General features: G+C 44.6%; 11 protein-coding genes. 4 read left to right on the forward strand and 7 right to left on the reverse strand.

Annotated elements, in window-relative coordinates; all coding sequences use genetic code 11:
• Positions 1-16: 16 nt before the first annotated feature.
• Positions 17-883, reverse strand: coding sequence for a DNA-processing protein DprA (gene dprA / locus HF966_RS06425; protein ID WP_168677230.1), 867 nt, complete (start codon positions 881-883; stop codon positions 17-19).
• Positions 884-964: 81 nt separating this feature from the next.
• Positions 965-2,845: an ABC-F family ATP-binding cassette domain-containing protein gene (locus HF966_RS06430; RefSeq protein WP_168677232.1), complete on the reverse strand. Its 1,881-nt coding sequence runs from the start codon at positions 2,843-2,845 to the stop codon at positions 965-967.
• A gap of 100 nt (positions 2,846-2,945) precedes the next feature.
• Between HF966_RS06430 and HF966_RS06435 the strand changes: the two genes are divergently transcribed.
• Positions 2,946-3,884, forward strand: coding sequence for a dihydroorotate oxidase (locus HF966_RS06435; protein WP_168677233.1), 939 nt, complete (start codon positions 2,946-2,948; stop codon positions 3,882-3,884).
• A gap of 28 nt (positions 3,885-3,912) precedes the next feature.
• On the opposite strand, the gene HF966_RS06440 is transcribed toward HF966_RS06435, so the two are convergent.
• From HF966_RS06440 to HF966_RS06455, 4 genes are read right to left on the reverse strand one after another with little or no spacing between them, the layout of a single operon-like run.
• The gene (locus tag HF966_RS06440; RefSeq protein WP_168677234.1) at positions 3,913-4,548 is read right to left on the reverse strand and encodes an ABC transporter ATP-binding protein; all 636 of its coding nucleotides are present in this window, start codon (positions 4,546-4,548) and stop codon (positions 3,913-3,915) included.
• Positions 4,538-5,443, reverse strand: coding sequence for an iron chelate uptake ABC transporter family permease subunit (locus HF966_RS06445; protein WP_168677236.1), 906 nt, complete (start codon positions 5,441-5,443; stop codon positions 4,538-4,540). The genes HF966_RS06440 and HF966_RS06445 overlap by 11 nt, the downstream gene beginning before the upstream one ends.
• Entirely contained in the window at positions 5,440-6,294 is an 855-nt protein-coding gene (locus HF966_RS06450; RefSeq protein WP_168677238.1) for an ABC transporter substrate-binding protein, read from the reverse strand. The genes HF966_RS06445 and HF966_RS06450 overlap by 4 nt, the downstream gene beginning before the upstream one ends.
• A gap of 1 nt (position 6,295) precedes the next feature.
• On the reverse strand, positions 6,296-7,075 hold the full coding sequence (locus HF966_RS06455) for an NEAT domain-containing protein (protein ID WP_168677240.1): 780 nt from the start codon (positions 7,073-7,075) through the stop codon (positions 6,296-6,298).
• Between the two features lie 391 nt (positions 7,076-7,466).
• On the opposite strand from HF966_RS06455, the gene HF966_RS06460 reads away from it, so the two are divergent.
• On the forward strand, positions 7,467-9,689 hold the full coding sequence (locus tag HF966_RS06460) for a hypothetical protein (protein WP_168677241.1): 2,223 nt from the start codon (positions 7,467-7,469) through the stop codon (positions 9,687-9,689).
• Positions 9,690-9,775: 86 nt separating this feature from the next.
• Here HF966_RS06460 and HF966_RS06465 read toward each other — a convergent pair whose 3' ends face one another.
• Positions 9,776-11,023, reverse strand: coding sequence for an acetate/propionate family kinase (locus HF966_RS06465; protein ID WP_168677243.1), 1,248 nt, complete (start codon positions 11,021-11,023; stop codon positions 9,776-9,778).
• Between the two features lie 154 nt (positions 11,024-11,177).
• Between HF966_RS06465 and HF966_RS06470 the strand changes: the two genes are divergently transcribed.
• Both HF966_RS06470 and HF966_RS06475 read left to right on the forward strand, forming a co-directional pair.
• Positions 11,178-12,080, forward strand: coding sequence for an N-acetylmuramoyl-L-alanine amidase family protein (locus HF966_RS06470; protein WP_168677244.1), 903 nt, complete (start codon positions 11,178-11,180; stop codon positions 12,078-12,080).
• Positions 12,081-12,243: 163 nt separating this feature from the next.
• Positions 12,244-12,942 carry a CPBP family intramembrane glutamic endopeptidase gene (locus HF966_RS06475; RefSeq protein ID WP_168677247.1) on the forward strand — a complete coding sequence of 233 codons (699 nt, stop codon included), beginning with the start codon at positions 12,244-12,246 and terminating at the stop codon, positions 12,940-12,942.
• Positions 12,943-12,944: the final 2 nt, after the last annotated feature.

A 12,944-nucleotide genomic window follows, 5' to 3' on the forward strand; every position in this document is an offset into this window, starting at 1 on the left:
CTTAATATATAGCATATCAGATTGTGTCAAGAATTTGGACACTTTCCAGGATATCGGTAGGATTCATCACTAATTTTGCCCCAAGTTGCAATAATTCATTCGTTCCTTGCGCAGTCGCGGAAAAAAGATTGCCTGGGATGGCTAAAACTTCGCGATTATTTTGTAACGCTAAATTCGCCGTAATTAAACTGCCTGATTGCATCTTCGCTTCAACAACCAAGGTTGCTGAAGACAAACCCGCAATGATTCGGTTCCGTGCAGGGAAATGAGATTTATGGGGCGTTGTGCCAGCAGGATACTCACTCAACACTAATCCGCGTTGCGCGATTTGTTGTTGCAGTCCGCGGTGTGCACTAGGATAAGCCATATCTAGGCCTGTGCCAATCACCGCAATTGGTACGCCAAGATTGGCTAACGTCATTTGATGCGCCATCACATCAATCCCTTTGGCCAGCCCTGACACAATCGCAACATCTTGTTGCAAGACTGCGGGTAATAGTGTTCGTAACACGCTGAGACCATATGGCGTTGCCGCACGCGTCCCAACAATCGATAAACTGGGTAATTTCAAAGCTTCCAGATGACCAGCATAGAATAAAATCAACGGAGGTTCAAAAATTTCACGCAGCCTTAAAGGGTATGCTGAATCAAAGTAAGTGAGATAACTTTCACGTGTTTGTTGCGCATTTTGCACGGCACTCGTGTATGTTCGTCGTATCAAAGGCGCAAAACGAACATCTGCAAAACCTAAGACAACATCTATTGGCCAGGGGTAGCTGGTGGGCACCCGATGATCTTTAACAGCAGCAATAATTGCCGTCTCTGTTTTGATCCCAATACCTCGCGTTAAATGCACTGCTAAAAGTTGTTGTTTTAAATTCATCGTTCAATCCTCAGCACATCATACGTCCAAATGACCGATAGCTCAAAAAAGACGGCCGTTTCAGACCGTCTTTCCTAAATTTTAACCCGCAACAATGTCACTCAAATACTCCCAGCGTAACATTTTTTTCTCAAGTGTGGCTTCGAGTTGGTCTTGTTCTTTTTGTAACTCACCTAATTTGATATAATCTGTGCCGAATTGAGCCATTTCATCAGGAATGGCTTGTAGGCGCGTCTCTAATACTGTAATCTCGTCTTCAATTGTTTCCCATTCTTTTTTCTCATGATAGGTCAACTTCTTTTTAACTGGCGCAGCCGGCTTAGGCTTGTCAAGTGCTATTTTAGGGGTTGCGATTGCTTTCTCATCGGCATGTTGGGCCAAATATTCGCTAAACAACCCATCATAACGTTCAACGACACCGCTACCTTGAAACATATAAAGCTGATTGGCCACTTTATCCAAGAAATAACGATCATGAGAAACAGTAATCACTGTGCCAGCAAAACCAGATAAGAAATCTTCCAAGACAGTTAACGTACTGATATCCAAGTCATTGGTTGGCTCATCAAGCAGCAACACGTTAGGCTGTTCTAGTAAAAGCTTCAGCAAGTACAAGCGACGCTTTTCACCACCCGACAATTTCCGAATTAATGTGCCGTGCATGAAGGGTGGGAACAGGAATTGTTCCAGTAATTCAGAAACACTGACCTGATTGCCATCTTTATCAGTCACTGAACTGGCAACGTCTGACAAATAGGCAATGACACGCTTATCTTCGGGAATCGGTTCAGTCACTTGCGTATAGTAAGCCATTTTCACGGTCTCGCCCAATTCGATTGCCCCGCTTGTTAGCGGAAGTTGACCAGCAATGGCATTCAAAAAGGTTGATTTACCCGCACCGTTTTCACCCGTAATGCCAATACGATCCCCCGCAGCAATCCGCAAACTAAAATCATCTAAAATTTTCTGATCAGCAAATTGAATCGTTGCGTGATCAATAACGATGACTTTTTTCCCCAACCTTTGCTGGCCAAGTGTTACCGCCACGTCTTCGTCTAGTTTCAATGTGCCCATCTGAGATTCTAGCTCTGCAAAAGCATTTTCGCGTGCCGTTTGTTTGGTCGTCCGTGCACGTGCTGATTTACGCATCCAAGCTAGTTCTTGTTTATAGAGCTGTTGTTGCTTGTGTTCAGCGACTTTTGATTGGGCAACGCGCTCGGCCTTGCCCGCCATATAATCTTGATAATTCCCCTTATACTCGTACAACTCACCAAATGATAACTCGAAAATTCGCGTCGTCACAGCATCTAAGAAATAGCGATCGTGGGTCACGACCAACACGGCGCCTTTATAATTAGACAAGAATTTTTCTAACCAAGCAATTGAATCAAAATCCAAATGGTTCGTTGGTTCATCTAAAATCAGCAAATCAGGGGCTTCAATGAGGACTTGTGCCAAGCCAACCCGCTTACGCTGTCCCCCAGACAATTCACTGATTTGACGGTGTAACTCTGGCATATGCAACTGGGTCAAGATGGCTTTAATGTGGGCTTCAGTCGTCCACGCATCGTCGCGATCCATCGCGTTTTGGGCCGCTTCAAATTGCTGCGCGGCTTTTTGATCTGTTGGGTTCTCACCAAAAATTTGCAAAGCATGTTCATACTGTCTAATGGTGCGAAAAATCGGTTGATCGCCCGACAAAATCGCATCCATCACGCGTGCATTATCGTCCAAGGCAGGACTCTGTGTTAAATAGCCAATGGTGTAATCATTTTGGGTAATGATTTGTCCCGAATCAGCGGGATTAACCCCGGCAATGGCATTTAATAGTGATGTTTTACCCGAGCCGTTCACACCAATTAAGCCAATGCGATCGCCTGCGGTGATTAAAAAAGAGATATCGTTAAATAACACTTTTTCGCCATAAATACTTTTTAAGTTTTTTACTCTAAATTGTTTCATAATTCCATTATACCCAACCTTTGACCTTTTTTTCGGCTTATTTTTTTGATATACTTGAAATAATATTTTGTGAACTTTCACCAACCTTAGGAGACGAAACATGGAATTAACTGCCGCCATTCAAAATTTTAATTTTGATCACATTTTACTCAACGCTGCTGGGGTAATGTGCCAGACAAAAGAAGAACTCGACACAGTTTTAGCTTCAAATTACACTGGTGCTGTTGTCACAAAGTCAGCAACACCAGCTTTGCGTGAAGGTAACCCAACGCCTCGTTATTATGAAATGGCGCAAAACCTGGGCACAATTAATTCTATGGGTCTCCCCAATGCTGGGTTTGATTATTACATGGACTACGTCTCACAAAAGCAAACCAATAAGCCAATTTTCTTCTCTATTGCTGGTCTCTCAAAACAAGACAATCTCGACATGCTTCGTCAATTGGAAGCTTCAGATTTTGAAGGCTTGATTGAATTGAATTTATCATGCCCAAACGTCCCTGGTAAGCCACAAACTGCTTACGACTTTGAAGCGACAGAAGCTATTTTAACGGAAGCTTTTGCCTTCTTTACGAAGCCTTTAGGGGTTAAATTACCGCCTTACTTTGATATTGTGCACTTTGATATGATTGCCGCCGTATTGAACAAGTTCCCGCTCGCATTTGTCAACACGATCAACTCGATTGGTAATGGCTTGGTTGTTGATCCACAAACGGATACCGTTGTGATTAAGCCAAAGGCTGGTTTTGGCGGCTTGGGTGGCACAATCGTTAAGGCAACTGCTTTAGCCAATGTACGCGCTTTGCGTGACCGTTTACGTGACGACATCAAAATTATTGGTACGGGTGGCGTCACAACTGGCCGTGATGTCTATGACCATGTGTTATGTGGTGCTGATCTCGTAGAAGTTGGTTCACAATTGGCTGTTGAAGGCATCGGCGTTTTTGAACGACTTGAAAATGAATTAGCCGACATTTTGACAGCAAAGGGTTACACGTCACTTGACCAAGTGCGTGGCCAATTAAAAACAATCGCTTAATAAAAAGCAATCCAATTGGATTGCTTTTTTATACGTCAAAATATCGCATTCCTTCTGTCGTGATATGTTGTCTAATCGGTGTGTTGAACACTTCAGACAAGAAATTTTCTTGCAACATATCGCCCGGCGTACCTGCCATCAATTGCTGGTCATGGACGACCCAGACCCAATCCGCTTCGCATTGCGCATAATTCAAATCATGCACCACCATCACAACACTGACATTGAGGCTGCGCAATAACCCAGCCAAGCGGCTTTGATACCGTAAATCCAACCCCGTGAGTGGTTCATCTAATAACACCACGGGCGTTTGTTGGCACAACACAAACGCCAGCCACACACGCTGCTGTTGCCCACCAGAAAGGGTTGCCATGCGTTGAGATAACAATGGTTCAATTGCTAAGGCAGCAAGGATGTCCACCGTTGGGGCATTTTTTGCGCGTTGTTGCCCTAAAGCTAATAATTCCTTCACGCGCATATCATCATAGATTTGATTTTTTTGAGGCAAGTACGCTGCTTCAGGCAAACGCCTGGCCAACGCGTTTAAAAGCGTTGATTTACCCGCCCCATTTTGACCTATCACAACCGTCAGCTTTTTTTCTGGCAGGTTAAATGTGAGTGGCTGATTGAACACGCGTGGCATTGCTAGTGCATTAATCTGCATGATACCCCCACAAAATAAACATTAAAAATGGCGCGGTCATTAACATGAGCATGGCACCCGTTGGTAATTCAACAGGATAGCGTAAACTATGCGCGAAGAAATCACTGACACTCAGCATCAAAGCACCAATCAGCGCTGTGGGCAACAAACGGGCTTGCGCGTTGCCGCCCCACCAGCGAACAACGACTTGGGCTAGCACCAGCCCAACAAAAAATATCGTCCCCAATACCGCCGTCACGGCACCAAGATAACCTGCCGCGACAACCTGCCAAAACCAACTCAACCGTTGCTCATTCACACCTAATTGTGCGACATGCCATTGTGGTAATGCAAAAAAAGTCAGCTGCGCCTGATCCGTTTGAATCATCAATACACCAATTAAGGCCACAATTCCCAACGACCACGCATCAGTGATGGTCACATTGGCTAAGGATTGTCCTAACAAGCCCTGCTGATTGGTTAACAAACTCGTCCCAGCATTTAAAAACATGGCCAATCCGAGGCCGGCAAGTGGTAAAACAGATGACATCGCCATGGTTTTTAAAATACGCTGGCGGAGTAGCCATAACAACAAGATGGCCAATCCAGCCCCTAAAAAGACACGATAAGTGTGCGCTTTCGGCCAACAAAGTGTCCATAGCGCAATGCCGAGTTCACTCCCACTGGCTAGTCCCAGCATACTACCATCAAGATAGCGTTGCCGTAATGTGGTTTGAAAAATTACCGCACTCACAGCAATCATGGCGCCGCCAAGTAAGGCAAATAACAAACGCGGCAAACGCAACTGCCAAAAAATCAAACGTGTTGGCCATTGGCCACCCAATGGCACGCCCAAAGTCAAAGCTGCCACCACAATCAATCCCAACCAAATCACACCATAGCTTATCTTTCTCATTCTGCTGCCTTTAACCATGCTTGAATTTGTTCATAAGCACTCACAACTTGTAAGTTAGCCGTCATGGCAAATACTGGTGATGTCACATCATGCACTTGCCCATTTTTCGTGGCTGCTAACGTTTGATACGGTACTTGTTGGAAAGTTTGGTCAAAACTTTGTTTGACTTGCTGCGGCATGGCATGCGCCAAACGTATGACAACATCTGGATTTTCTTGCGCAATGGTTTGTGGATTGGGGGTGCTCAACTGACTCGTCGGATCACCACCAACAATTTGACCGCCAGCCCGCTTGACCAAGTCACCAATATAGGTTTTATCGTTGGCAACCAGAAAACTCCCACCAGGCATCCCCATTAAAAGCAGCACTTTAACCGGCCGCATCGCAACTTTTTCGGGCAATTTCAGCGCTGAAAGCAGCTCTTGTGCGGCCGCCGTTTTATGATACGTGATGCCTAGTTGCAAAATACTTTTTTGCATGGCTTGGTAAGTCGAAAAATCGAGCGCTTGCATCTTGATGTGACTGGTATTTAGTTTAGTGGCGTAATCAGAAGTTAAGGTCTGGTCGACGTAAACAACGCTTGGATTGACGCGCATGATGGCTTCAAAATTAATGCTGACGTGATTGCCGACTTGCGGTAAACCAGCATAACGTTCTGGTAACGATTCATCACTTGAGGGCACTGCGGCTAAGGGCACCCCTAATCGGTCAAAAATACCCACTTGCGCCATCGTCGTCGCAACAGGTAATTTTTTTTCGGTCAGTTGGGGACGCGTACTAAAATATAACCCGCCACCAATCAACACTAGCAGCAATAACCACCAATAGATTCGCCATTTTTTCTGAAACATATTAGGCCCCTTTTCCCCGTTTTTTTGACCAAAGTAAGTGGCACACAATCAACGCACTACCTAGTAATAGCCCAGCAATGCCATAACGCCAAAGCGACCAGTCTGGCCCGGTGGCGTGTGGTTTGGTTTTGTGAACTTGAGGTGACGTGGTGTGTTGCGATGATGTTTGCGGTTGGTTTGATTGTTGTTGCGAGTCATCTGGTTTGGGAGAAGTCCCAACTTTGTCCGTGACTACTGATTGTTGTGTCGCTGATTGTGCGCCCGCCTGCTGTGGTTCACGCATTGTATTGGTTGATGATGTTGCTGCTGTATGTATCGATGCTTGCGCGGTTGATTGCGTAACTGGTGATAATGGCGGCACGTCTTGTGCTGCTAGCCTGAGATTAAAGTCATAAGTATGATGATAATTTAAACTGGTAACATCGACTTGCATCGTACCAGTCAAGCGTTGCTTTGGGTCTGTGACCGCAAAACTTACCGTATCGTAATCTGTGTCACCTTGAGTTGTTTGACTGACGGCCGGTTTTTGATTATTGATAGTAAGAATTGTTACCGGAAATCGGCCTAAGTCGTGTTGCGTTGCAATCACCAACGTGACTTGATAATGATCCCCAGCTGGGGTGATCTCGCCTGGATTGACAAAATAGGCGCTGGCATAAGACAGGTCATTCGTCCCGTATTTAAGCACTTGATAAGATATAGCTTGGGCATCAGCAGTTGGCAGCATTACTAGACTCCCCAATAGACCGATCGTCGACCCCAAAATTACACGTTTAAACACACAAACCTCCAAATATTGTATGGCATTACTGGTGATTAGTCACCAAAGACAAAACCTTTAAAAAGGCAATAAAAGTATTATACCGTGTTGACAAGTCAAAAAGTTTTATAATGTGATAAATTTATCAAACGATAAATCGAATAGAACCTTGACATATCAATACTTTGACCTAATTTCGACACCTGCTATCATCGCCCTAAGCACAACACTGCGCTAGCGCCTCATGACACGTCACACTGTATAGAAACCTTGATACGACAACCTTGACACGGATTGTGCGTGCTTGTCATCGCTTGAAACATGCAGCTTGTGAAACTCAAAGCAATGAGATAAAATGTTTTTTATGACTGCATGCCACAAGATGCATGCAAGGGAAAGATAGGATAGAGATATGAACCGACCATCTGTGACGGCTTTTTTAGCCACCGCTGTGTTGTCAACAACCATGACCGTAACGCCACTCACCATCGTCCACGCTGATGATACGCCGACAGCTAGCCCCACTGCGCAAACCGAACCATCTGTCGATAGTTGGATGCCCGATAAGAATCTGCAAACCAGTGTACAAACCTTACTTGGGGCTGATGTCCCCCTCACACAGGCAAATTTAGCCAAGCTCACCGTTATTGATTTAACTTACAGTGACGTGACGAATTTAAAGGGGTTGGAATTTGCTAAAAATTTGCAACAATTGGATCTCACCGGCAATGCGATTAGTGATATTTCACCGCTCAGCCAGTTAACCCAACTCACCAACTTAAGCCTTCGTCTCAATAAAGCCACGCAATTACCTGACTTACAGCAGCTGCAAAACGTCCCCATTCAGCAGCTCAATCTTGTTGGCGATGCCTACGGGAGTGCCCCAGCGCAACTCGCCGGCCTCGCCAACCTGACGCAATTGCAATCCCTCAAGCTTGTCAATTCAAAGCTCACAACATTCCCCCCCATTGCGCCAACTGCGCCACTCACCGCACTTGACTTATCAGGCAATAAGTTAACCGACATGACTGGGCTTGCAAATTTCAAAGGGTTGACGACGTTAAGCTTGGGTAGCAACTTGATTGCTGATTGGCGGCCTGTTGCCGGACTCACCCAACTGACCAACTTGACAGCTGGCAATAACCCCCAAACCAATATAGGTGTCCTCAAAACGCTCACGCAGTTGCAAAAGTTGAACCTCTCACAACTGGGGATGACGAATCAAGACTTAAAACTTATCAGTGGGATGGGTCATTTGCAGAATTTAGCCATTGATTTTAATGGGAACATCAGCGATTTAACCCCAATCTCACAGCTTACCCAATTGACTAATCTGGACTTTAGTAAGGATGCTGTCAGTGACCTCACACCGTTACAACCACTCTCGCAACTCGCCAATCTCACCCTTTCTAACAATTTAGTGACTGACTTGACACCGTTGCGCCACTTGTCACAACTCGCTAGTTTAACCATTTTGAGAAATCAAGTTCGTGATCTCAGCCCATTAAAAGATTTGCGTCAATTGACTGCCTTAAACGCGAAGTACCAGTTTATCACGCTGCCAAGCCTAGCACTGCCTCTTAATCAGCCATATCATGTCGCGCTAAATGCAACCGACATCGACGGCTCAACGATCCCACTAACCTACCAAAATGGGATCAACGCCACTGTTTCTGGCAATCAAGTGACGTATCCAGGCATTAGTGCTGCTGGGCAAACCAACTTTGCCTGGGACAATGCAACCAGCACACACAAACTCAGCACCCGATTTAGTGGCTCATTGGTCCAACCGGTAACTGTCATGCAAAACGTCCCCCAACCAGCACCAACTCAGACAAACACGGCTGATGAAACAGTAAAATTGTCTGTCATGAAGGGCGACAATCCAAATCTCACTTCAGTGGCCAGTAACTATATTTTGCAAAAGGCCACGCTGACAAAACATGCTGATGATTCTGGCATGTTGACTTTCACAGCAAACGTGCCCAAAGCATACGGTAAAGATAGTATTCTGTTTAAAGATGCGACGCGCGTGTCTGCAGATGAAGTCGGTGATGCTGTCATTCTGACCTACCAGTTGCCGCTTTCGGCTACACAGTTAGCACAAGATGCGATTTTAGAAGACATGCAAGTCGCGATTAACTTACCTGGCTTTGATTACAATCATGCTTACCAAGTCTATTTCAAGATTACACACACCACTGATTTCGTTGCTAATCAGCCGACACCACCCCTGACTATCCCAACGGCACCAACCATCCTCAGCCACACCACAGCCACACCTGCACCGATTGCAGCGGTTGTTGCATCGACTGGGACACCCTTGGTCACACCTGCTGCATCTACGGCTACCGCATTGTCTACGACTTCTGAATCTGGTCAACAGGCAGCGCCAAATCGACCAACTGCCACAACGGTGCCAGCAACACTTGCTCCCCCAGTAAACAATACAAAAATACCTGCCCAGCCTCATCAGGCAGCCTCAAAACCGACACAAGAACCCGCGTCATCGAAGTCCCAAAAATTACCCAATACGCCACATGCTGCGACACGTCAGACGACAAAAATTGCCGTTTTCGCAACATCATTGCTAGGTATTCTTGGTCTTTACGCCCTTCGATTCTTAAAAAAATAACTCGAAAAACCCCAATGTGATTGATTCACATTGGGGTTTTTAACTAAAAACACGACACTGGATGTCAGTGTCGTGTTTGAATACAATTAACGGAGTGCTTCGACGTCGCGTGCAATCATCAATTCTTCGTTGGTTGGAATCAACAAACCAGTCACTGATGAATCGGCTGTTGTCAAAACAGCTTCTTTGCCACGCACGTTATTTGCTTCGGCATCTAATTTGACACCAGCGAATGCCAAAGCCTCTAACACCTTGGCACGCGTTACGGCATCGTTTTCACCGATTCCGGCAGTAAAGATCACCGCATCAACACGGCCAAGTTCAGCAAAGTATTGCCCTGCGTAACGAATGACACGATCATAGAACATATTAAGCGCCAACTTCGCGTGTGTGTTCGTTTCTTGGACTTCTTCTAAATCACGCATGTCATTTGAAATCGTTGAAATGCCGAGCAAACCAGACTTCTTGTTCAAGATCTCTAGCATTTCTTCGTTAGACAAGCCTTCGCGTTCTTGGATGTAGTAAATCAATGATGGATCAACATCACCTGAACGTGTGGCCATTGTCAAACCAGCCAATGGTGTGAAGCCCATTGATGTATCATATGACTTACCGTTCTTCACCGCAGTGATTGAGGCGCCGGCACCCAAATGGAATGAGATGGCATTGAATTGATCCAAAGGAATGCCCATCTTTTCGGCTGCACGCTCTGTTACGTAGCGATGTGATGTCCCGTGGGCACCATACTTACGCGCACCATAGCGGGCATAATATTCGTACGGAATGCTGTAAAGATAGTTCTGTTCAGGCATTGTTTGGTGGAATGATGTGTCAAATACGGCAACTGACAAGGCATCAGGCAACAACTTTTGGAAGGCGCGAATACCCATGGCGTTGGCTGGGTTGTGCAATGGGGCGTAATCAGCCAAACGATCAATCTTAGACAAAACTTCATCGTCAACCACAACTGAATGGTTAAACCATTCACCACCAGCAACCACACGATGCCCAACACCTGTGATTTCATTAAAGTCTTTCACGATGCCAAGATCAGTCAACTTTTGCAATAGGACATCGATTGCTTGATCGTGATCCTTAATAGCTAATTCGTGTTCAAACTTCTTGCCGCCATTTTTAGTGAGGGTGATGTGCCCTTCTTCGGCACCAATCAAACGCTTTGGTTCAATATCTTGACCATATTTGATTGACATTTCAGCATTATCTGAACCAATACGTTCGATAATACCTTGCATCAATACCTTTTCTTCAGGCATTTCTAACAATTGGAATTTGAGTGATGAGCTACCGGCGTTAACCGCCATTACTTTTGACATCGTGTCTACCTTTTAACCTTTAAATGTATTCATAACAAACGTTGTTATGTCATAATTCAATTGTAACATTTTTTGTAGGTAAAGGGCACGTTGATATGGCGCGAAATATGTTACAATATTTATACATGAGAACAATCACTTGAGTAGGTAAATTATGATAAAAAAATGGTTATTAAGCAATCTTATCGGCGTTATTATCACCGTCTTTGTCTTAATCACAACATTTGGCTTAGTTTACTCACTTGCTAATAAAAATCAAATCTCAACAGGTCCTGACAATGTTCAATTTCGTTCGGGCCCAGGCCTAGAATATCATTCACTGGCGACCTTGAAGCGTGGTACGGATTTAATCATTATGAAAGACGATCATGGCTGGTATCAAGTGCGTCGCGGTGATAATGAGAAAGTTGGCTGGGTGGCGAGTTGGGTGGCTGAATCACGTACCCTACGCCATGCAACCATCATGAGTGAAGCCACGATTGTCCTAGATCCTGGACATGGTGGTGATCCAGATAAACGCTACAATGGTCTGGCTGGTGATAATGGCTCATCGTCAGCCGATGGGAAGTATCATGAAAAAACCTACACCTTACGCACCGCGCGCCAAGTGCGTGCCACACTTGCACCAACAGGGGCACGCATTCTAATGACTCGTGATGCCGATGTCTTGGTGCCGTTGCTTGATATTCCAAAATTAGCCACCAAGTACCAAGCCCATGCCCAGATTTCATTCCATTTTGATCATGATGGCGATTCTGATAGTGCCACATCGGCATCAGGTATCACACAGTATTATTATCACGACAGTGGCCATGGCCTAGCAAGTGCGATGCACAATGCCCTGAACAGCTTACCTTTAACTAACCGCGGCATGGATACTGCGCAATATGTCGTGTTAGACCACGCAACGCAACCTGCAACGTTGCTTGAATTGGGTTACATTAACAACCCATCCGACTTCAAATACATTCGATCCACGCAGTATCAAAAACAAATTGCCACTGCCATTACGAAAGGTCTGACAACCTATTTCACCGATGAAGCAGGAAAAAAATAACAAAAATGCTATTGTCAATATTTTGCGACTTGTCGTTTAAAACAGTGCATCGTTAGATGCGCTTTTTTACTACCAAATGTGCTTTTTTGAACGCTTTTTCGGTTATTTTTTGGTACAATAGCCACTATTGTTTTGACATTTAAAATTGGGAGAAACCGCAATAATGAACAAAATATTCACTTACATCAAAGATGTCGGCATTTACTTCATTGGTACTTTGGCCGTCCTTACCCTTGCTCAAGCTGTCGCTCAACAACAGGCTTATATTTATTTTGCCATCATGGCCCTTTGGTTTTTTGTACTCCTCTATCTCGGATTACGTCAAAACCGCCTACTTTTACGTCATGACTGGCAAGTCTTGAAACGTAAAAAATTAAAAAATAGTTTGCTAATCATCGGATTTTTTATATTATTAGAAGTGCTGATTAATCTTTTGAATCCATTTTTTAACCAATTTGTTTCAGCAAAACCGAAATACCCAACCTACGATTTCCCTATTAATACCTGGCTGGGTATTATCATGTCGTTAGTTACCGGACTCATGAACATTGGCATTGCCGTTTTTGAAGAATTATCTTATCGTCACGACTTGTTTTATCGTTACAAGTCAGAACCTCGAATGATTGTCCTGTCACTATTAGTTTTGTCAAGTTTACTCTTTGGTTTCAGCCATTTTTATAATTTCAACGGCAGTCTATTAGGCACCTTATTATACGCGGTAGCCGGCCTTTTCTTTGGTTGCATCTATCTTGTCACAGAAAACATTTGGATCCCAATTTTAGTCCACGTACTCTTCAACAGTGTGTCGTTGATTTCAGCTATTTTTCTCTTATTGTTTAAAATCATTGGTATCGATTCATAAAA

This window comes from Leuconostoc holzapfelii, assembly GCF_012396485.1.
GTDB lineage: Bacteria > Bacillota > Bacilli > Lactobacillales > Lactobacillaceae > Leuconostoc > Leuconostoc holzapfelii.